This window comes from Streptomyces sp. NPDC058145, from assembly GCF_042884245.1.
Lineage (GTDB): Bacteria > Actinomycetota > Actinomycetes > Streptomycetales > Streptomycetaceae > Streptomyces.
Genome location: NZ_JBHVUH010000014.1, coordinates 90,213 through 110,516, shown reverse-complemented (window position 1 = coordinate 110,516; position 20,304 = coordinate 90,213). Strand labels below are relative to the sequence as shown.

Sequence of the window (20,304 nt, the reverse complement as noted above, 5' to 3'; positions counted from 1 at the left end):
GGCAGACGAGTCGGGCTGTACGCCGGGTTCTGTGCCGAGGTCTCTCGCGAGGGCCTCGGTGACGGCCATCCATCTAGGGCCGGCGTTGCCACCGGCCTCGTGCGGTCTACCCGCGGACTCGGGCGGGCAGCCCTCGATCGTCCGCGCAGAGCGCTTTTCACGGCGCTCCTTTTGACCTTGCTCCGGGTGGGGTTTACCTAGCTGCCCAGGTCACCCTGGGCACTGGTGGTCTCTTACACCACCGTTTCACCCTTACCGAGGGCCTGAGCCCCCGGCGGTCTGTTTTCTGTGGCACTGTCCCGCGGGTCACCCCGGGTGGCCGTTAGCCACCACCCTGCCCTGTGGAGCCCGGACGTTCCTCGGGAAGCCCCTCGCGGGAACTTCACGCGGCCGCCCGCCCGGCTCGTCTGCCGTGCCGACCATGCTACCGGGCGCGCGGGGCGCCCGATTCCCACGGTCGGACGAAGTCCGCGGTGTCCAGGTCGAAGGCGAACGGCTCGGGCAGCGAGAGCGGGTCACCGAAGGCTCAGGCGGGTACGAAGAGGATCTTCGCCGTTCCCGGGTCCGCCCGGGTGAGGCGGACCCTGAGCCGCTCGCCGAGCGGCAGGTGGTCGCCCTCGACGCGGCCGATGACGGCCGGGGACTCCAGTTGCACGGTGCCGATGTCCGGGTGGTGGTCGGCGAGGTCGACCACGAAGCCCTCGAAGACGTCTCCGACGCGGTCCTTGAGCAGGGCCGCCTCGACGAGGTCGACGCACTCGCGTTCGACCGTGGCCGCGCGGTGGGTGCCCTCGGCCATCCGCCGGGGCAGGGCGTCGATCGCGGTGCGCACCCAGGCGGGCGGGGTCTCGCCGGCGACGGCCGCGAGGCAGAGTTCCGAGGCGTAGCGGTCGGCCAGACGGCGCAGCGGGGCCGTGCAGTGGGCGTAGGGGGCGGCCACGGCGGCGTGGGTGGTGATCGGGGGCAGGTCGCCGTCCTGGAACACCGTGTAGCCGGCGCCGCGCAGCAGGGTGGTGCACTCCTGGAGGAAGGCCGCGTGGCGCGGTTCGTGCGGGTCGAGGGTGCGCAGCAGGGCCGCGTAGGAGACGTGGTGCGGCCAGTCGATGCGCAGGGCGGTGGCGGTGCGGCGCAGCCGGGCCACGGCGCCGTCGGGTGCCGCGGGCAGGGTGCGCAGGATGCCGGTGCCGGTGGCGAGCATCAGGTCGGCGGCGGCCATTCCGGCCAGCAGGGAGAGCTGGGCGTTCCAGCCCTCGGCGGGCAGCGGGGCGCGGTAGGTCAGCAGGTAGGTGTGGTCCCGCTCGGTGATCTCCTGCTCGGGGGCGTCGAGGGAGATGCCGCCGCGCTCGGTCTCCAGCCGTTCCCTGGCCCGGCCGATCTCCTTGAGCAGCGCGACCGGCTCCTCCGCCGTACCGCCGTCGATCTGCCGCTGGACGCCCGCGTAATCGAGCTTGGCGCGGCTGCGGACCAGGGCCCGGCGCACGTCGACGGCGACGGTACGGCCCTCCGCGTCCAGGTCGACCGTCCACAGCACGGTCGGCCGGGTCCGGTCGGGCAGCAGGCTCGCGGCGCCCTCGCTGAGCACGGTGGGGTGCAGCGGGACCCGCTCGTCGGGGAAGTAGAGGGTGTTCACCCGCCGGTGCGTCTCCGCGTCCAGCCCTCCGCCGGGTACGACGAAGGCGGCGACGTCGGCGATGGCGTACCTGACCCGGTAGCCGGTGCCCTGCCGGGACAGGTGCATCGCCTGGTCGAGGTCGGTGGAGGAGGCCGGGTCGAGGGTGAAGAAGGGCAGCTCCGTGGCGTCGTGCGAGGGCAGCACGGGGTTCTTCGCCGAACGCTCGGCCTCCTCGCGCACCTCGGGCGGGAAGTCCTCCGGTACGCCGAGTTCGGCGCGGAGCGCGGCGAGGGCGGCCCGCAGCGGGGCCTCGGGGGCGCCGGTCAGCCGGATCCTGCGGCGGGGCATGTGTCGAGCGTAGGGCGAGGGGGCGTGCGCAGCACCCCGTACGCTGGCGCTGAACCGATGAGAAGGAGTACGCGTGCTTGTCCTGCTGCCGCCCTCGGAAGGAAAAGCGTCCTCGGGCCGTGGCGCCCCGCTGAAGCCGGAGTCGCTGTCCCTGCCGGGCCTGGCACCGGCGCGGGAGGCGGTGCTGGCGGAACTGGTCGAGCTGTGCGCCGCCGACGAGGAGAAGGCACGCGAGGTGCTCGGGCTCAGCGAGGGACTGCGCGGCGAGGTGGCGAAGAACGCCGGGCTGCGCACGGCCGGGGCCCGGCCGGCCGGGGAGATCTACACCGGTGTGCTGTACGACGCCCTGGACCTCGCCTCGCTGGACGCGGCGGCGAAGAAGCGGGCGGCGCGCTCGCTGCTGGTCTTCTCGGGGCTGTGGGGTGCGGTGCGTGTGACGGACCGCATCCCCTCCTACCGCTGCTCGATGGGCGTGAAGCTGCCGGGGCTCGGCGCGCTGGCCGGGCACTGGCGGGCGCCGATGGCCGAGGTGCTGCCCGAGGCGGCCGGCCGGGGCCTGGTGCTCGACCTGCGCTCCGCCGCGTACGCGGCGGCCTGGAAGCCCAGGGGTGAGGTCGCCGGGCGGACCGCGACCGTACGGGTGCTGCACGCGCCGACCCGGAAGGTCGTCAGCCACTTCAACAAGGCCACGAAGGGCCGGATCGTACGGAGCCTGCTGTCGGCCGGGACCGCGCCGAAGGACCCCGCCGAGCTGGTGGCGGCGCTGCGGGACCTCGGGTACGAGGTGGAGGCGGAGGCGCCGGGCAGGGCGGGCAGGCCGTGGGCGCTGGACGTGCTGGTGGAGGAGGTCCACTGAGCGCGGCCGCTTGAGCGTGGCCGTCGCATGCCGTTGCATCATGCGCAACGCTCATTGCGGAGGGTGTCGCTACTGGGCACGATGAGGGCATGACCTCACCGCTGCCCTCCGCTTCGGCTGCCTCCGTGCTGGATCTCGCGCCCGTCGTGCCGGTCGTGGTGGTGTCGGACGTGTCCGACGCCGTCCCGCTGGCGCGCGCGCTGGTGGCCGGGGGGCTGCCCGCCATCGAGGTGACGCTGCGGACGCCCGCCGCGCTGGACGCGATCCGGGCGATCGCCGGTGCGGTACCGGACGCGGTGGTCGGGGCGGGTACGGTCCTCACGCCGGAGCAGGTGAACGACTGCGTGGCGGCCGGGGCGCGGTTCCTGGTGAGTCCGGGGTGGACGGACGCGCTGCTGGAGGCGATGCGCGGGTCCGGGGTGCCGTTCCTGCCCGGGGTGTCCACCACCTCGGAGGTCGTGGCGCTGCTGGAACGCGGGGTGCGGGAGATGAAGTTCTTCCCGGCGCAGGCCGCGGGCGGCACGGCCTATCTCAGGTCGCTGGCCGGGCCGCTGCCGCAGGCCCGCTTCTGCCCGACGGGCGGGATCGGGCCGACGACCGCGCCCGAGTATCTGTCCCTGCCCAACGTCGGCTGCGTGGGCGGGAGTTGGATGGTCCCGGCGGATGCGGTGGCCGCCGGTGACTGGGGGCGGATCGAGGAGCTGGCGCGGGGCGCGGCGGGACTCGGGGACGCGGGCCTCGGTTAGACAGGGCCCGGTCGGACAGGGCTCGGCCGGACAGGCTCAGGCACGCAGGTGGGACGTGTCGTTGAACAGCCGTACGCTCGCGTTGCCGTCCGCGTAGTACGCCACCGCGGACAGGGACGCGGCGGAGAGTTCCATGCGGAACAGGGACTTCGGCGGGGCGCCCAGGGCGAGCCGGATCAGGGTCTTGATCGGCGTGACATGGGTGACCAGCAGGACCGTGCGGCCGGCGTGGGCCGCGACCAGCTTGTCCCGGGTGGCCGCGATCCGGGTGGCGGTCTCCGCGAAGCTCTCGCCGCCGCCGGTGGGGTGGGCCTCCGGGTCGACGAGCCAGGCGTTCAGGTCCTCCGGGTGGCGCTCGCGGACCTCGCCGAAGGTGAGGCCCTCCCAGGCGCCGAAGTGCGTCTCCCTGAGCCCCTCGTCGGTCGTCACGTCCAGGCCGAGGCGGGCGGCGACGATGCGGGCGGTCTCCTGGGTGCGGGCGAGGGGTGAGGCCACGACGGCCTGGACGGTGCCGCGTCTCGCCAGTGCGGCGGCGACCCGCTGGGCCTGTTCCCTGCCCGCGTCGGAGAGGGAGGGGTCGGTGCCGCCGCTGCCGGAGAAGCGCTTCTGGGGGGTGAGGGGGGTTTCGCCGTGGCGGAGGAGGACGAGGGTGGCGGGGGTGCCGAGGTCGGGGACGGCGCTCCAGCCGGGTGTCTGCGACTGCTTGGCGGGGCTGGACGGCTGGGGTGTGGTGGAGCTGGGGGGCTGCTGCTCGGGACCCCCATCGCCCACCCGTGCCGCGCCGGCGGCACGGGTGCCCGCAGCTATGGCGGCGTCGTCACCGGGCACGCCCACGCCGGTCGCGCCCGCCCCCGCCTCGCCCGCGGATACGGCGGCGGCCGCCCGTGTCTCCGCCGTGCCCGTTGCCTCACGAATGGCTTCGGCTTCGATGTCGTCGCTGTTCGCGGACCACTGTTCGCCTCGTGCGCCTGCGTCCATGGCCTCGTTGGCCAGGCGGTCGGCGTGGGTGTTCTGGGCGCGGGGGATCCACTCGTAGGTGACCTGGCCGGGCGGGAAGACGCGGTTCGCCTCCGCCGCCAGGGGCTTCATGCCGGGGTGCTTGATCTTCCAGCGGCCCGACATCTGCTCGACGACCAGCTTGGAGTCCATCCGGACGTGCACCCGGGCCGCGGGGTCCAGGGCGTGCGCGGTGCGGAGGCCGGCGAGGAGGCCCCGGTACTCGGCGACGTTGTTCGTGGCGACGCCGAGGTACTCGGCCGCCTCGGCCAGGGTCTCCCCCGTCACCGCGTCGCTCACCACGGCGCCGTAGCCCGCGGGCCCCGGGTTGCCCCGTGACCCGCCGTCCGCCTCGACGATGAACTCCCGCACCGCGCCGGCTCCCTACAGACCCGACTCGGCGGTGCGCACCAGGATCCGGCGGCAGTTCTCGCAGCGGATCACCGTGTCCGGCGCCGCCATGCGGATCTCGTTCAGCTCGGTGATCGCCAGCTCCTGGCGGCAGCCCTGGCAGGTGCGGGCGTACAGCTTGGCCGCTCCGATGCCGCCCTGCTGCCCGCGCAGCTTGTCGTACAGCTTGAGCAGGTCGGCGGGGACGGACCCGGCGACGACCTCGCGCTCCTTGGTGACGGAGGCGACCTCGCCGTCGATCTCCTCGAACGCGGCGTCCCGGCGGCCGGTCGCGTCGTCGATCTTCGCCTGGACGGAGCCGACCCGCTCCGTCAGCTCGGCCACCCGCTCCTGCGCGGACTCGCGGCGCTCCATGACGTCCAGGACGACGTCCTCCAGGTCGCCCTGCCGCTTGGCGAGGGAGGCGATCTCGTGCTGGAGGTTGGACAGGTCCTTGGGCGAGGTGACCGCGCCGGAGTCCAGGCGCTGCTGGTCGCGGGCGGCGCGCTGGCGCACCTGGTCCACGTCCTGCTCGGCCTTGGTCTGCTCGCGGGCGGTGTCGCTCTCCTCGGTCTGCGCGGCCACCAGCAGGTCGCGCAGCTGCGTGAGGTCCTTGTTCAGCGACTCGATCTCGGCGTGCTCGGGCAGTGACTTCCGCTTGTGCGCGAGCTGCTGCAGGCGGACGTCGAGGGCCTGGACGTCGAGGAGTCGGATCTGGTCGGCGGGCGCGGCGTTCAGTTGGGGGCTCCCAATTGGTTAGTGGTGACGGTGGACGCCGCGTGGGCGGTCCAGGGGTCGGTGACCGTCCTGGAGACATGGACCCTGAGGTCCCAGCCGTGACGGTCGGAGATCTCGTCGAGCTGGGCTGCGCCCAGCTCGCACCAGGGCCACTCGGTGGCCCAGTGCGCCGCGTCGAGCAGCGCGAGAGGTCTGGGGGCGACAGCCGCAATGAATTCCGCGGCCGGGTGGTGGCGCAGGTCCGCGGTGAGGAAGGCGTCCACGCCGGCCGCGCGGACCTGGTCGAAGAGGCTGTCGCCGGAGCCGCCGCTGACGGCGATGGTGCGGACGACGGCCTCCGGGTCGCCGGCCACCCGGATGCCCTGCGCTGTGGCCGGCAGCCGCTCGGCGACCAGGGCGGCCAGCTCGCGGACGGTGAGCGGGTGGTCGAGTTCGCATACCCGGCCGAGCCCCCGGCAGCCCGCCGGGTCGGTGGGGTCCGGCACGAGGGGGCGTACGACCCGCAGGTCGAGCGCGCCGGCCAGCGCGTCCGAGACACCGGGGTCGGCGGTGTCGGCGTTGGTGTGGGCCACGTGCAGCGCGATGTCGTTCTTGATCAGCGTGTGCACGATGCGGCCCTTGAAGGTGGACGCCGCGACCGTGGTCGTCCCGCGCAGATAGAGCGGGTGGTGGGTGACCAGCAAATCGGCGCCGAGCTTCACCGCCTCGTCGACGGTCTCCCGCACGGGGTCGACGGCGAACAGGACCCGGGCGACCTCCTGGTCGGGGTCGCCCACCACCGTGCCGACCGCGTCCCAGGACTCGGCCCGCTCGGCGGGCCACAGGTCTTCCAGCGCGGCGATGACTTCAGACAGACGGGGCACGGGGAAAGGCTACCTGGCCGTTCTGTGCGGATGTACCGCCTCCGCCTCGGCCGGAGCACTCTGCACAGGGGCCGCCGTGTCCTCAGCTGAATCGCTTCTGCGCCACCCGTATGTGTGAAGCCGCCGTCCACCGGTCCCCCGGCTGTGCGTACGAAAACTAGCTTCGTCGCCGGAGGTGACCGAACGATGACGGTCTGTGCGATCGAACCCCCTTCGACCGACCGGTCCGGCGAGGGCGACGGCGTGCCGGGCACGGGGTGCGCCATCACGGCGGACGGCGCGTACGCCGCCCGTCTCGCGCCGGACGGTGACTCCTGGTTCCCGGAGCGCTGGACGCTGGACGGACCGGAGCCGTACGCGGTGCCGCTGCCCGGCCACCAGCCGGAGGAGCCCGGCACCCAGGTGCAGCCGATGGGCGACGGGCGGGTGCTGATCCACCGGCTGGTGGAGGAGCACCGGCACACCTTCTGCCTGCTGTACCCGACGGGGCCGGGCACCGGTGAGCTGCCGCTGGGCGCGGTGGAGTGCCCGGAGCCCGGCACCCGGCTCACGCTGCTGCCCCCGGCGCCGGGCGGCGCGCGGGCGTACGCCCTGGCCGTCGGCCCCCGGGCCACGGCGGTGTGGCTGGTGGCGGGCGGCGCGTTCGGGCCCGAGCAACTGGCCGACATCCCGGGGCGCTGCTCGGGCGGGGTCTGGGTGGACCGCACCGGGCGGCTGCTCGCGCTGGACCGGGAACTGGACGGGCGCACCAAGACGGTGGTGGTGGACCTTGAGCGCGGTGGTGAGGTCTCGCCCCTGCTGCAGATCGCGGACGGCAGCGACGACCGGCTGCTGCTGGCCGATCCGGACAGCGGGCTGCTGCTGATCTCCTCGGACGCGCCCTCCCCCGGGCAGGAACGATTGGGCTGGGGGGTCCTGGGCAGCATGCTGCCGGTGCGCTTCCCGGAGTGCCTGCGCGTCCCGGACTGCTCGGTGACGCCGTTCGCGATCCAGCCGGGTCAGGTGCTGATGCCGGAGAACTGCGCGGTGGCGCTGCGCGTCGAGGGGCCGTTCGGCGGCTGGATCGGCACCTGGCGGCCGGCCGAGCGGAGAGTGCGTCACCTCCCGGCTCCACAGGGGTGGTTGACCGGGTGCGGACTGTGGACGCGGGACGGGGTGCTGCGGCTGCCGTACGCCACTGAAGAGGTCCCGTGCGGCGTGGTGGAGCTGACGGCGCCCTGGGGGGAGAAGCGGGGACCGGGGGCGGCGGGGCCGGCGGATCCGGTCCGGGACGGCACGGCTGCCGAGGCGCTCGAGGTGCCCCGGCAGACGCCGGTACCGGACCCCCCGGAACCGGTGACGGTCCGTCCGGTGCCGTTGCGAGAGGCGCCGCTTGGACGTCTTGTAACGAAGTAGTGCCGGTCGGCGCGCCCGCCTGGATCCGGCCGGAGGTGGGTTGGTTACACTCGTCCGGCTGTAAAAGATCATGTTGACGGGGTGAATTCTTCCGATGAGCGACACCAGCACGACTCAGCCGCTGTCTGCCGACTCTCAGAACGCGGACGGCCATGGCCGGCACCGGGGCCCGGTTGCGGCCCAGGACGGCGAGACGGCTCCGCATGGGCGTCACCGCAGGCCGGCCGAGCAGAGCGTCGAGGCGGCTGCCTGACGGCAATGGATGAGGAGGGGCTTCCCGTCGTACGACGGGGAGCCCCTCCTTCGTTTCTCAGGAGTGTTCGACGACGGTGTCCGCGAGGACGGGTGCCTCGTCCCGGTCGGCGGCGCTCACGGCCACCCGGACGGCGCCCTCCCCCCGCCACATTCGGATCCGCAGCGTCTCCCACGGGAAGACCACTCCCGCGAACCGGGTGGCGTACGACCGCACCCGGCTCGCCTCGCCGCCGAGCAGCGTGTCGACGACCGCCTTGAGGGTCATTCCGTAGGTGCACAGGCCGTGCAGGATGGGCCGATCGAACCCGGCGGCCCTGGCGAACTCGGGGTCGGCGTGCAGCGGGTTCCAGTCGCCGGAGAGGCGGTAGAGGAGGGCCTGGTCCTCGCGGATCGGCCGGTCGACGGTCCGGTCGGGCTCGCCCTCGGGCGGGGCGGGGCGGGCGGAGGGGCCGCGGTCGCCGCCCCAGCCGCCCTCGCCGCGCAGGAAGATCCGGGCGTCGCTGGTCCACAACGGGCCGTCGGCGTCGGCGACGTCGGTGCGCAGCACGAGGACGGCCGCCTTGCCCTTGTCGTACAGGCCGGCGACACGGGAGGTGGCGGTGGCGGTGCCCCGCACCGGGACGGGGCGGTGGACCGTGAGGGACTGGCCGCCGTGCAGGACCCGGGCCAGGTCGACCTCGATGCCCGGCATGGACAGGCCGCTGATCACTCCCGGCGATCCGCCGCCCGCGACGGTGGCGAAGCTCGGCAGGACGTGCAGCCGGGACTCCAGGGTGTAGCGCAGCTCGCCGGGGTCGGTGGCGGGAATGCCGGCGCCGATGCCCAGGTGGTAGAGCTGGACGTCCTTGGTGGTCCAGGTGATCTCGCCGGAACGGGGTTCGGCGGCGAGGGCCTTGGCCGCGTCGATGGGCATGGGACTCCTGAGCTGAGGTCGACCGGCCGGACTGGAACGCGTTCCAGTCCGGCGCCCTCTGTATAGCCGAGCACTCATGGGTTGTGAAGGCTTGCGATGCCGTGCCGGATCGGCACCCATGACATTCGTCCTGCCGGAGTCGGTACGCGCGGACCTGCCGTGAGCGGGCGCTCGGTTCGTACGCTGGCCGTCGTACCGCCGCCGCGGGACGGTGACCATTCGATCGGGGGACGAGAGACATGTCGTGGTGGGCACGGGCAAGCGGCCCGCTGCGGGAACTGCGCGAGGCGCGGTCCCGCCGGCGGGCGGACATGGAGCGCTTCCGGGCCGCGCGGCGGGCCGGGCGGAAGAACGGCGGGGACGCGGCCGTCGACCACCCGGGGCCACCTCCCACCGGCTTCTCCCTGCTGCCCTGGCTGCTGATGGGCCTGGGGTCCTTCTCCAACCTGCTCCAGGGCGAGACCCCGAACCCCTGGATCGGCGGCCTGGGCCTGCTCACCTTCAACTCCCTGTACATCTACGTCACCTTCCGCTCCTTCGACCGGGACAGGCGCCGGGCGCCCTCCACCCGGGTGGCGCTGCTGCTGATGGGCCTGCTGACCACGGCCCTGGGTCTCGGGTACGGCGGCAGCTGGCTGATGTTCTTCCCGCTGCTCGGGCTCGCGACCGGTGCGACCCTGCGCGGTCCGTGGCTGGGCCGCGTCGGCCTGCTCCTCACGGTGTACGCGGGCTCCGTCTCCGCGGTCCGCGGCGGCTGGTCGGACGCCACGAACATCGCCTACGCGACCTTCCTGTCCAGCATGGTGACGGCCGCGATCCTCGGCCTGTCCGAGGCCGTGCGGGAACTGCGCGCCGCCCGGGAGGAACTGGCCCGGCGGGCGGTGGAGAAGGAGCGGCTGCGCTTCTCCCGCGATCTGCACGACCTGCTCGGCCACACCCTGTCGGTGATCGTGGTGAAGTCCGAGGCCGCCCGGCGGCTGGCCCCGCGCGACATGGACGCGGCGCTCACCCAGATCGGCGACATCGAGTCGGTGGGCCGGCAGGCCCTCACCGAGATCCGGGAGGCGGTGACCGGCTACCGCGAGGGCAGCCTGGCCACCGAGCTGGCCCGGGCCCGCTCGGCGCTGTCCGCGGCGAGCGTGGAGCCGGTGGTGCGCCGGTCCGGGACTCCGCTCGCCCCGGCGACCGAGGCGTTGCTCGGCTGGGTGGTGCGCGAGGCGGTCACCAACGTCGTCCGGCACAGCGACGCCACCCGCTGCGAGATCACCATCGCCAGCGCCGTCGAGCAGGTGCGGCTCACCGTCACCGACAACGGCACCGGCGGGGCCGCCCCCCGTACCGCGGAGGGCATCGGCGGCACCGGGCTGACGGGCCTGACCGAGCGCCTCGCGGCGGCGGGCGGCTCCCTCAGGGCCGGCCCGGCGCCGCGCGGCGGCTTCACGGTCACCGCCGAACTCCCGGTGCAGCCGGCCGGGACGGCTGCCGTCGGGGCGGCTACGGCGCCCAGGGAGAGCTGACCGCCCAGCTCACGTCGTCGCTCCACGAGGTGCTGCTGTCCCAGGCGTTGGAACCGCCGTTGCTCGCTATGTAGACGTTGTGGTCGTAGTGGCGCAGATACCGCGTCGGGTAGTTGTACGAGGCGAACGAGGTGCCCGTGCCGCTTCTGCCGGACTGCGGGCAGAACGTGGCGTCGGCCCGGAACTGGGCGGCGCCGTCCATGGGCTGCCGCTGGAGCCGGTAGTCGAAGTGGCGCAGGAAGTCACCGGGGTAGTTCCGCGACTCGAAGGAGACGCACGAGGCGTCGGCCAGTCCCCGGCGCACGATCCAGGTCGCGTCGCTCTTGTCGAGGGCGGAACTGCCCGACGTCACCGCCGAGATGACCGCCGCGTCGTTCTGGTGGCGGACGTACTCGGTGGTGCAGCAGGAGGTCGTCGCGCGCAGCGAGATCTCCGAGCCGGGCGTCAGGGACCCGGTGCTGCCGGTCGGGCCGCCGTAGCCGACGGAGACGATGCCGGCCTGGACGGCGTTGTCGGCGGCGTCCGTCGGGATGCCGGAGGTCATCACGCCCTCGAAGAAGGAGCCGATGGAGCCGTTGCTGTTGTCGCCGCCGGTGCCGAGGACGATCGCGCCCTCCTGGTGCATCGGGGAGTAGCCGCCGGCGGTTGGCTCACCACCGGAATAGGTGGTCGTGAGTCCGCCGGATTGGGCGTTGCCGTATTTCAGCGCGAAATGGTTCCGCCCGTTGTTCTTCAGCAGCGCGGTCACGAACGGTATGGGTCCGGTGCCGGTGTTCGAGGTGTTCCTGCTGTACCCGGCGTCCGACTGGAACAGCCCGTTCTCCAGATCGGCCTGTACCCAGGGGCCCTGCCCGTAGCAGGGCGCGAACCAGCACTCGGTGCCGAAGTTGATGGCGTCCATGTGGCCGTTGCCGGTGTCCATGTTGTTGGTCTCGGCGTTGCCGTAGTCGAAGCAGCAGCGGTTGTTGACGTGGGTGCCGGAGGTCACCATGTACATCCCCTCGGCCTGCCCGTTCACGGCGACGCCGGAGGTGGAGTTGTCCCGGTAGCCCATGCCGGCGGAGATCTCCAGGCCGTAGACCTGGTGGCCGCCGACCGTCACCGGAAGGGCGTCCGCGGGCGCCCCCACGTCGGCCGCGCCGGCCCCGCCCGCGCCCTCGATCGTGAGGTCGTTGTGGCGCGGGGACTGGTCGTAGATCTCGGTGATGACGCACGTGGTGCCGGAGCAGAAGGAGTCCTGGGCGGCCGCGTCGGCGTATCCGCCGGCGGACAGCAGGCCGATGTTCGTCTTCGCTCCGTCCTTGGCGCGCTGCACCTGGTACAGCGGGCCGTTGTAGGAGGAGTACAGGGCGCGGACGAGGCTGTGCGCGGCGACGCATGGCGTTCCGGCGGTGCCGTAGACGTCGCAGGGCAGCGAACTCGCGGCGGCGGCGGGCGGGGCGCCGGTGCCGAGCAGCAGCGCGGCGAGGGCGGCGCAGACCGCGAGGACGGAGAGGGCGGCGCTTCTCAGCCGCCGGGGGTGGGAGCGCGGAGGAGTGGGGATCACGGGTGCACCTCGGTCGGTTGTGGGGGCAGTGCGGATTCCGTACCTGGTGAGCGGTGGTGCGTGAGCGGCCGGTCGGTATACCGGACATCGTTCGACCGAAATACCGAACCAATTCAGCCGTCGAAATACCGAACAATTACCGGAAATGCAGAGGCGATTGTTTGCGTATTACTGAGGGGCCGTCAACCCCTGCGGTACCGAACGAGGGGGAGTGTTTATGAGCGGCTCTGGCTACCCTTGGCCCGTGAACGACATCCGAGTCCTGCTCGCGGAGGACCAGGGCATGATGCGCGGGGCCCTCGCCCTGCTGCTCGGCATGGAGGACGACATCGATGTGGTCGCCCAGGTGTCGACCGGCGACGCGATCGTGGAGGCGGCGCTGCTGCACCGGCCGGACGTGGCCCTGCTGGACATCGAACTCCCCGGCATCAGCGGCCTGGACGCGGCGGCCGTGCTGCGGGAACAGGCGCCCGGCTGCCGGGTGCTGATCCTGACCACCTTCGGCCGGCCCGGCTATCTGCGCCGGGCCATGGAGGCCGGCGCGGCCGGGTTCCTCGTCAAGGACGGACCGGTGGAGGAACTGGCCGCGGCGATCCGGCGGGTGCTCGGCGGGGAGACCGTGGTCGATCCGGCGCTGGCCGCGGCCGCGCTCAGTGCCGGACCGAATCCGCTGACGGCCCGTGAGTGCGAGGTACTGAAGGCGTCGGTGGACGGGGCGACGGTGGCCGACATCGCCGGCCGGCTCCATCTGTCCGAGTCCACCGTCCGCAACTACCTGTCCTCGGCGATCGGCAAGACCGGCACCCGCAACCGCGCGGAGGCGGTTCGGGAGGCCCGGCAGCAGGGGTGGCTGTGAGCTACATGATCACCTTCGAGGCCAGGTAGCTCGTCCCCGCCGGGGCCACGCCGACGAAATAGTCGACCGGGGAGCCGGCCGCCGCGTGCGGCAGGACGACCGTGCTGTCGCCGTTCTTCCAGGTGAGCCTCACCTGGCGGGCTGTCTTGTCGACCGTGCCCACCACCAGCCGCAGGGCGCCGTCCACATTCTTCCCGGCCAGCGGGATCACCGCCGCCGATCCGGCCACGTAGTCACGCCGCTCACCGGTGTCGAACATGATCGGCCGCAGGGGCTCGTCGCCGTAGTACAGGCTCGCGTAGTGCGACGTCATGCCGACCAGATGCGAGCGCTCGGGCAGCACTCGCGCATCGATCCCGTACCTCCTCATCGCCTCCAGCTGCCGGTCCGCCTCCGCCTTGTCCCGCGGCGGGTCCCACACGGAGACCTCGACCCGCCACCCTGCTCCGTGATCGGTGCCCCGTGCCACCTCCGTGAGGTGCGGCCAGTCCGCGTGCCGCACCTGGGTCGCCACGGTGGCTCCCTTGTCGTGCCGGCCGCCGCCCGGCAGCCCCGTGACCGCCAGCGTCGCCCCGGTCGATCCCGCCAGCACCACCGCCGTGGCGGCCGCGACCGCCCAGCGCCGCGCCCTGCGCCGCCGGCCGGCGCGCATGACCGCCTGGACGGGGGCTATACCGATCTCGACCTCGTCCGCGGCGTCCGCGAGGAGGAGGGCGATGTCCGTCTGTGTCATGTCGTGGTTCTCCCGGTCCGCGCTCATCACTTCCGCCCTCCGTGCGTCACCATGTCGGCCAGTCCCGGTATGGCCCGGAGTTTCGCGATCCCCTTGGCGGCGTTGCTCTTGACCGTGCCGACCGAGCAGCCCATCGCCTCCGCCACCTGCGTCTCCGTCAGGTCCTCCCAGTAGCGCAGGACCACCGCCTCCCGCTGCCGCGTGGGCAGTGCGGCGAGAGCCGTGAGCAGGGCGCTGCGGTCGTCGGCCTGGGCGATCCGGTCGCCGGTGTCGGCCACCTCGCGCACCAGACCCGAGTCGTCCCTCGGCGCCAGGAACTCCTTCAGGCTCCTTCGGTGCCTGCGCGCGTGCAGGTTCATCATCACGCGCCGTACGTATGCCTCCGGATCGTCGGCCGCTCCGACCCTGCGCCAGGCCACGAAGGCCCGCTCGAGCGTCGACTGGACCAGGTCCTCGGCGGCGTGCTGCTCCCCCGTGAGGAGATATGCCGTACGCATCAGCCGCGGCCAGCGGCCGGTCATGAAGCTCTGGAACTCCTCGTTCCGAGCCTGCTTCCGTTCCCCCATGAGCACCTCCTAGATGTCAAAAGGAGTCCATGGGCGGCCCGGATCGTTGCCTGCCCGGGCAAGATTCCCGGAAAACGCCGCGGCCGGCGCCCCCGACAGCGGTGCCGTGGCCACTGACGGGAGGTCAGAAACCCATGGACGGGTCAAGGATTCGTTAGGGGCTCGAAGCAACGGAATAGTTGCCCGTGCATACGAGGTTTACCCGGCACTCATGTCACCCGGGAGGCCGAACTCAATGACGCACACGACGACCGACCAGCCCGGCCGGAGGGCGAGCGGGGCCGTGGTCCCGGTGCTCGCCTTCGCGGGCATCGTGGTCGCGGTGATGCAGACCCTGCTGGTGCCGGTCATCAAGGACCTGCCGCAACTACTGGCGACCGCTCCCAGCAACGCCACCTGGGTCCTCACCTCGACCCTGCTGTCCGGCGCCGTGGCCACCCCGATCATGGGCCGGCTCGGCGACCTCTACGGCAAGCGCCGCATGCTGATCCTCAGCCTCGCCGTGATGGTGGCGGGCGCCCTGGTCAGCGCCGTCACCAGCACGCTGCTCACCATGATCGTCGGCCGTACCCTGCAGGGCTTCGCCATGGGCGCGATCCCGCTGGGCATCGGCCTGATGCGGGACATGCTGCCGCGCGAGCGGCTCGGCTCGGCCATGGCCCTGATGAGCTCCTCCATCGGCGTCGGCGGCGGCCTCGCCCTGCCCGCCGCCGCCCTGGTCGCCCAGCACACCGACTGGCACGCCCTGTTCTACGGCGCGGCCGGGCTCGGCGTGCTCGCCATCGCCCTCACCCTGCTCGTCGTGCCCGAGTCCCAGATGCGCGCCAAGGGCTCCTTCGACCTGCTCGGCGCGCTCGGCCTGTCCGCCGGCCTGGTGCTGCTCCTGCTGCCCGTCACCAAGGGCAGCGACTGGGGCTGGTCCTCCGGTACGACGCTCGGCCTGTTCGGCGCCTCCGTCGCCGTGTTCGCCCTGTGGGGCCTGTACGAGCTGCGCGTCCAGGCGCCCCTGGTCGACCTGCGCACCACCGCCCGCCGCGAGGTGCTGCTCACCAACCTGGCCTCGATCATGGTCGGCGTCAGCTTCTACGTCGTCTCGCTGGTCCTGCCCCAGCTCCTCCAGCTGCCCAGCGCCACCGGCTACGGCCTCGGCCGGTCCATGGTGGTCGCGGGCCTGTGCGTGGCTCCGCTGGGCCTGACGATGATGTTCACGGCGCCGGTGTACGCCCGCCTGTCGGCCCGTTACGGCCCGCGGACCACCCTCATCACCGGCCTGCTGATCATCGGCATCGGCTACGGCGGCGGCCTCGGCCTGATGGACGCCGCCTGGCAGACGATCGTCACCTCGGTCGTCCTAGGCGCCGGCATCGGCCTCGCCTACTCCTCCCTGCCCGCGCTGATCGTCGGCGCCGTCCCGGCCTCGGAGACCGGCGCCGCCAACGGGCTCAACACCCTGATGCGGTCCATCGGCACCTCCGTCTCCAGCGCCGTCATCGGCATGGTGCTGGCCAACACGGCGAACGACGTGGGCGGCGTCGCGATCCCCACCATGCACGGCTTCCGCGTCTCCTTCCTCATCGCCACGGCCGCCGTGGCGGTGGGCCTGCTGCTCGCGGTGTTCCTGCCCAGGGCGCCCCGCCCGGCCCAGCACACCCAACTGCGCGCCAGCAGCGAGGAGGAGGCCGGCATCCGGCACGCCGAGGAGGTCCTGCGCGGCTTCCGCGGCCGGGTGCTGGACGCCGACGGCACCCCGGTCGCCCGCGCCAAGGTCACCCTGATCGACCGCCGGGGCCGCCAGGCCGGGGCCACCCTCTCCGGAGAGGACGGCTCCTACGCCCTCGTGGTCCCCACCGAGGGACCGTACGTGCTGGCCGCCAAGGCCGCCGGGCACGGGCCGCTGGCCTCGGCCGCGACGCACGCGGGCGACGACCGCCCCGTCGACGTGGACCTGCCCCTGCCTGGCGGGACGGCCGGCGCCTGACCCGGACGCCCGGCCCGGACGCCCGAGAGAGCCCGGACGCCCGAGAGGCCTTGGACGCCCGAGCAAGCCCGGACGCCCGAGAGGCCCCGGGCGCCCGAGAGGCACGCCATACCCACCCCCCGTCGCCGCCCGGCAGGGGGTGCGGCAGCATGGGGCGCCCGGAAGGCCCCCCGCCCGGGTGTGACCGAGTACGACCGCACCGAGTACGACCGAGAGGAACCCCCATGCCCGCGGCACCCAAGCCCGAGATCCTGGCCGCGTTCGAGGCGGCGAAGGGGTTCATGCCCGCGGACGAGGGGCTGGCGTTGTACGCGGCCGCGGCCGAGGCAGGGCGGCTCGGGCTGCCGCTGCTGGAGGTCGGCACCTACTGCGGGCGGTCCACCGTGCTGCTCGCGGACGCGGCCCGCGAGGCCGGCGTCACCGCGCTGACCGTGGACCACCACCGGGGCAGCGAGGAGCAGCAGCCGGGCTGGGACTACCACGACCCGGAGACCGTCGACCCCGAGATCGGCCTGATGGACACGCTCCCCGCCTTCCGCCGCACCCTGCACCGGGCGGGCCTCGAGGAGCACGTGGTCGCCCTCGTCGGCCGTTCCCCGCAGATCGCCGCGATCTGGGACTCCCCGCTCGGCCTCGTCTTCGTCGACGGCGGCCACACCGACGAGCACGCCACCGCCGACTACGAGGGCTGGGCGCCCCACGTCGCCGAGGGCGGGTTCCTCGTCATCCACGACGTCTTCCCGGACCCCGAGGACGAGTTCACCGGACAGGCGCCGTACCGGGTCTACCTGCGGGCCCTGGAATCGGGCGCGTTCACCGAGACCGCCGTGACCGGGTCGCTGCGCGTGCTGCGGCGGACCGGCCCGGGGATCTGACCCGGCGCGGTTCCCGGCGGTGCCCGGGGCGCTCACCCAGTGAGACCCGACCCCGCGGCCATAAGAGCGCCCCGCACGGCGGTCAGGGCCCGTCCGGCGGATCACGCCGCAGACGCGGGGCATGGCACGTCCTCCCCCACGCTCGGGTTCGCGCGAGCGGACGGCGCCCCCACCGGCGTTGTCGTCGGTTGCCGACTCCCGCACGCCCGGGTTCGCTCGCGCGGGGATGCCCCCATCGCGTCGACGCCCTCCTCCGCCTTGCGGCTGGACGCACCGGGCCCCGCTCACCCGCGTTGATCAGCCGCCGTGGCTCACCTGCGGCCTCATCCGCCGGACAGGCCCTAAGGTGGCAGGCGTGTCGTACGTAGGACCGGACTTCGATCCCCCGCAGCCGCGCCGTCCCCGGCGCGGACCGCTGACCGTCGCGCTCGCCGCCCTGGTGCCCGGCGCACTGCTCGGCTGGCTCGTGTACGAGACGGTGGGCGGTTCGGGCGGGTCCTCCGGCGGCGCGGGCTCCGCCTCTCCCGCCGCCTCCTCCTCCGTCCGCGCGTCCGCACCGCCGGCCGCGCCCTCGCGGACCGGCGACTCCACCCACGACGCCAAGGATCCGGGCCCGGCGGCGGGCAGTTCGGCCCCCGCCGCCTCCGGCCCGCTCAAGGGCAAGGTCGTCGTCATCGACCCGGGCCACAACCCCGGCAACTTCCAGCACCCCTCCGAGATCAACCGCCAGGTGGACATCGGCACGAACCGCAAGGAGTGCGACACCACCGGCACCTCCACCAACTCGGGTTATCCGGAAGCCCGGTTCACGCTGGACGTGGCACACCGGCTGCGCACACTGCTGGAACGACAGGGCGCCACCGTGAAGTTGACACACGACGGCGACTCCCCGCCCTGGGGCCCGTGCGTCGACGAACGTGCCCGCATCGGCAACACGGCGCGCGCGGACGCGGCCGTCTCGATCCACGCCGACGGCTCGGCGCAGGGCAACCGCGGCTTCCACGTCATCCTGCCCGCGTCCGTGCACGCGGGCGGCGCCGACACCCGCCCCATCGCCGGCCCTTCCGAGGACCTGGGCACGCGCATCGCGGGCCGGTTTCTGCGGCTCACCGGCGAGCCGCCCTCCAACTACGTCGGCGACGGCACCGGTCTCGTCACGCGGAAGGACCTGGGCGGTCTCAATCTGTCAACGGTTCCCAAGGTGTTCATCGAGTGCGGCAACATGCGCGATACCAAGGACGCGGCGCTGCTGACCAGCGGCGCCTGGCGGCAGAAGGCGGCGCAGGGAATCTCTGAGGGAATCGTGAGTTTCCTGCGCGGGTAGCGATCGGCAGGTCCATCCGGGCGGACAGTGTGATCGTGCGGACGATAGTGTCGTCCCTACGATGAGGGGCCACCCCTGCGCTTCACACCGGGACCTGGAAACGACTTGGTGACAGCGACGCCTCCTCCGACGACGAGACGACCTACGAAGGACCTGCTGAAGTGAATATCCGCTCCCTCACTCGAGGCGACGGCGTGGTGATCGGAGCAGCGGTGTTGCTGTTCATCGCGTCATTCCTCGACACGTTCGACAAGTCCGGCAGTGGCGCCCCGAACGCCTGGGACAACCTCGGCCTGGTGATGAGCATGTACGTCGGCGGCATCGCCGGCGCGGTCCTGATCGTCGTCGCCCGGGCGCTCCCGCAGCCGCGCAAGGTCATCGGGCTCGACCTCGGTCAGGTCGGCGTCGCCCTGACCGTCTTCGCCGCGTGGACCTCGTTCTGGACCATCATCGACCCGCTGGGTTCGTTCAGCGACAGCTTCGACAGTCTCAACGTCGGCGCGGGCTCCGGACTCATCCTCGGTCTCATCGCCGCTCTGCTGCTGGCCGCCGCCGCCATCGCCACCCCGCTCGTCCCGGCCCTGCAGGCCGCGCTGGTCCCGGCTCCCAAGCCGGCCGCCCCGCAGCCCTACGGCGCCCAGCCGCCCAGCGGTTACGGCTACCCCGGCGCCCAGCCGCAGCCGGGTCAGCCCTACGGTGCCCAGCCGCAGCCGGGCCAGCCGTACGGCCAGGCCCCCGCTCCGGCGGCCCCCGCTCCGCAGCCGGCCGGCGGGGACTTCTCGCCGTTCTGGTTCGCCGTACCGGCGACCCGCCCGCTGTTCGCCGAGGACGGCAGCGCGACGCCGATCGCCGAACTGGCGCCCGGCACCTGGTATCTCGCCGTCGAGCAGCGCGGTGCCGCGCTGGTGGCGCAGACCCAGGACGGCCGCCGCGGCGTTCTGCAGGACACCTCGGGGATCCAGCGCGGCTGAGCCGCCACCCGTACCCCCGTGCACGGCCCCTCGCCCTTCCGGGCGGGGGGCCGTCGCCGTACGGCCCTCTGCGAGAAAGTATTTGACGCGCCGTCAGAAGTCAGGCGGTCCGCCGGAGTCGAACACCGCCGGGTGAACGCCGTCCTAGGAACCGTTCTTGACCTCGGACAGGGACGGCACCTTGTTCTTGACCTCGGCGCCGGCGTTCTTCCCGGCGTCCTTCACCTGGTTGATGATGTCGTTGAAGTCGTTGGCCGCGCCGCCGTCGCCCTTGCGGAGCTTGGCGGGCAGTTTCTTCAGCGACTCGATGCCCGCCGTGATGGGGGCGATGGCCTTGGAGAGGGTGGGATCGCCCTTGGCGTTGCGCGCCGCCGCCTTCAGGCGGTTGTACGCGAACGCGCCGGCGAGGCCCGCCTTGACGAGGGTCAGCTTGCGGCCGTGCGCGCCCTTCTTGAACTTGCCGGCCTTGTAGGGCTTGTAGATCCACTGGTAGACGGCTCCGGCCGCGAGGCCCGCGTTCGCCACGAACCGGGTCTTGGCGAACTTCTGCTTCTCGGCGGAGGTGCTGGGGCTGGGCTCGGCAGCCGCGACGGCGGCCGTCGGGTTGCGCTGCGAGGTGTCATGGCTCGAGGCGTAGGCCGTGGAACCGGCGAGCAGGGCGCAGCAGAGGGTGAGGGCCACGGCGATGTGGCGTATCGGTACGGGCACGGTGTCCTCCCGTGGAGGTGTCGCGTTCGGTCCGTGTGCTCCGTGGAGCCGTGTGACCTCACGCACCTCATCCGAAACATGGACATGTTTCGCAACATGCGCATGTCTCGCCCCGGTT

18 protein-coding genes and 1 other RNA gene are annotated in these 20,304 nt (G+C 72.8%); 9 read left to right on the top strand and 10 right to left on the bottom strand.

Annotated elements, in window-relative coordinates; all coding sequences use genetic code 11:
• Positions 1–2: 2 nt before the first annotated feature.
• An RNA gene (gene rnpB / locus ACFVVO_RS29465) (RNase P RNA component class A) lies at positions 3–406 on the bottom strand.
• A gap of 120 nt (positions 407–526) precedes the next feature.
• Complete coding sequence (locus tag ACFVVO_RS29460) at positions 527–1,960, bottom strand: RNB domain-containing ribonuclease (RefSeq protein ID WP_390058894.1); 1,434 nt, start codon at positions 1,958–1,960, stop codon at positions 527–529.
• Positions 1,961–2,033: 73 nt separating this feature from the next.
• On the opposite strand from ACFVVO_RS29460, the gene yaaA reads away from it, so the two are divergent.
• Together yaaA and eda are read left to right on the top strand one after the other, a co-directional pair.
• On the top strand, positions 2,034–2,816 hold the full coding sequence (gene yaaA, locus ACFVVO_RS29455) for a peroxide stress protein YaaA (protein WP_390058892.1): 783 nt from the start codon (positions 2,034–2,036) through the stop codon (positions 2,814–2,816).
• A gap of 89 nt (positions 2,817–2,905) precedes the next feature.
• Positions 2,906–3,562, top strand: coding sequence for a bifunctional 4-hydroxy-2-oxoglutarate aldolase/2-dehydro-3-deoxy-phosphogluconate aldolase (gene eda / locus ACFVVO_RS29450; protein WP_390058890.1), 657 nt, complete (start codon positions 2,906–2,908; stop codon positions 3,560–3,562).
• 36 nt (positions 3,563–3,598) lie between these two features.
• Here eda and ACFVVO_RS29445 read toward each other — a convergent pair whose 3' ends face one another.
• The 3 genes from ACFVVO_RS29445 to ACFVVO_RS29435 are packed head-to-tail and all read right to left on the bottom strand — an operon-like array spanning position 3,599 to position 6,549.
• A complete protein-coding gene (locus ACFVVO_RS29445; RefSeq protein WP_390058889.1) occupies positions 3,599–4,930 on the bottom strand; it encodes a bifunctional RNase H/acid phosphatase in 1,332 nt (443 codons plus the stop codon).
• Between the two features lie 12 nt (positions 4,931–4,942).
• A complete protein-coding gene (locus ACFVVO_RS29440) occupies positions 4,943–5,686 on the bottom strand; it encodes a zinc ribbon domain-containing protein (protein WP_390059102.1) in 744 nt (247 codons plus the stop codon).
• Complete coding sequence (locus tag ACFVVO_RS29435) at positions 5,683–6,549, bottom strand: Nif3-like dinuclear metal center hexameric protein (RefSeq protein WP_390058887.1); 867 nt, start codon at positions 6,547–6,549, stop codon at positions 5,683–5,685. Before ACFVVO_RS29435 ends, ACFVVO_RS29440 begins: the two co-directional genes overlap by 4 nt.
• Positions 6,550–6,735: 186 nt before the next feature.
• On the opposite strand from ACFVVO_RS29435, the gene ACFVVO_RS29430 reads away from it, so the two are divergent.
• On the top strand, positions 6,736–7,944 hold the full coding sequence (locus ACFVVO_RS29430) for a hypothetical protein (protein WP_390058885.1): 1,209 nt from the start codon (positions 6,736–6,738) through the stop codon (positions 7,942–7,944).
• 310 nt (positions 7,945–8,254) lie between these two features.
• Here the strand turns inward: ACFVVO_RS29430 and ACFVVO_RS29425 are convergent, their stop codons facing one another.
• Positions 8,255–9,112, bottom strand: a complete 858-nt coding sequence (locus ACFVVO_RS29425; RefSeq protein ID WP_390058883.1) for a MaoC/PaaZ C-terminal domain-containing protein — start codon at positions 9,110–9,112, stop codon at positions 8,255–8,257.
• 239 nt (positions 9,113–9,351) lie between these two features.
• Here ACFVVO_RS29425 and ACFVVO_RS29420 point away from each other — a divergent pair, with 239 nt between their 5' ends.
• The gene (locus ACFVVO_RS29420) at positions 9,352–10,629 is read left to right on the top strand and encodes a sensor histidine kinase (protein ID WP_390058881.1); all 1,278 of its coding nucleotides are present in this window, start codon (positions 9,352–9,354) and stop codon (positions 10,627–10,629) included.
• Here the strand turns inward: ACFVVO_RS29420 and ACFVVO_RS29415 are convergent.
• Complete coding sequence (locus ACFVVO_RS29415; protein ID WP_390058880.1) at positions 10,607–12,175, bottom strand: alpha-L-arabinofuranosidase B; 1,569 nt, start codon at positions 12,173–12,175, stop codon at positions 10,607–10,609. The two genes, ACFVVO_RS29420 and ACFVVO_RS29415, sit on opposite strands and share 23 nt — an antisense overlap.
• Before the next feature lie 217 nt (positions 12,176–12,392).
• Here ACFVVO_RS29415 and ACFVVO_RS29410 point away from each other — a divergent pair, with 217 nt between their 5' ends.
• Positions 12,393–13,031 carry a response regulator gene (locus ACFVVO_RS29410; RefSeq protein WP_390058878.1) on the top strand — a complete coding sequence of 213 codons (639 nt, stop codon included), beginning with the start codon at positions 12,393–12,395 and terminating at the stop codon, positions 13,029–13,031.
• Between the two features lies 1 nt (position 13,032).
• On the opposite strand, the gene ACFVVO_RS29405 is transcribed toward ACFVVO_RS29410, so the two are convergent.
• Together ACFVVO_RS29405 and ACFVVO_RS29400 are read right to left on the bottom strand one after the other, a co-directional pair.
• Positions 13,033–13,764, bottom strand: coding sequence for a hypothetical protein (locus ACFVVO_RS29405; RefSeq protein WP_390058876.1), 732 nt, complete (start codon positions 13,762–13,764; stop codon positions 13,033–13,035).
• Between the two features lie 26 nt (positions 13,765–13,790).
• Positions 13,791–14,330 (bottom strand): SigE family RNA polymerase sigma factor, encoded by a 540-nt coding sequence (locus ACFVVO_RS29400; protein ID WP_390058874.1) that lies wholly within the window; start codon positions 14,328–14,330, stop codon positions 13,791–13,793.
• A gap of 235 nt (positions 14,331–14,565) precedes the next feature.
• On the opposite strand from ACFVVO_RS29400, the gene ACFVVO_RS29395 reads away from it, so the two are divergent.
• The 4 genes from ACFVVO_RS29395 to ACFVVO_RS29380 all read left to right on the top strand — a co-directional run bounded on the left by ACFVVO_RS29395 (position 14,566) and on the right by ACFVVO_RS29380 (position 19,478).
• Positions 14,566–16,308 carry an MFS transporter gene (locus tag ACFVVO_RS29395; protein ID WP_390058872.1) on the top strand — a complete coding sequence of 581 codons (1,743 nt, stop codon included), beginning with the start codon at positions 14,566–14,568 and terminating at the stop codon, positions 16,306–16,308.
• 224 nt (positions 16,309–16,532) lie between these two features.
• Positions 16,533–17,183 carry a class I SAM-dependent methyltransferase gene (locus tag ACFVVO_RS29390; RefSeq protein ID WP_390058871.1) on the top strand — a complete coding sequence of 217 codons (651 nt, stop codon included), beginning with the start codon at positions 16,533–16,535 and terminating at the stop codon, positions 17,181–17,183.
• A 355-nt stretch (positions 17,184–17,538) separates the two neighbouring features.
• Positions 17,539–18,507: an N-acetylmuramoyl-L-alanine amidase gene (locus tag ACFVVO_RS29385; RefSeq protein WP_390058869.1), complete on the top strand. Its 969-nt coding sequence runs from the start codon at positions 17,539–17,541 to the stop codon at positions 18,505–18,507.
• 161 nt (positions 18,508–18,668) lie between these two features.
• Positions 18,669–19,478 carry a hypothetical protein gene (locus ACFVVO_RS29380; protein ID WP_390058867.1) on the top strand — a complete coding sequence of 270 codons (810 nt, stop codon included), beginning with the start codon at positions 18,669–18,671 and terminating at the stop codon, positions 19,476–19,478.
• 144 nt (positions 19,479–19,622) lie between these two features.
• On the opposite strand, the gene ACFVVO_RS29375 is transcribed toward ACFVVO_RS29380, so the two are convergent.
• Positions 19,623–20,186: a hypothetical protein gene (locus ACFVVO_RS29375; RefSeq protein WP_390058865.1), complete on the bottom strand. Its 564-nt coding sequence runs from the start codon at positions 20,184–20,186 to the stop codon at positions 19,623–19,625.
• Positions 20,187–20,304: the final 118 nt, after the last annotated feature.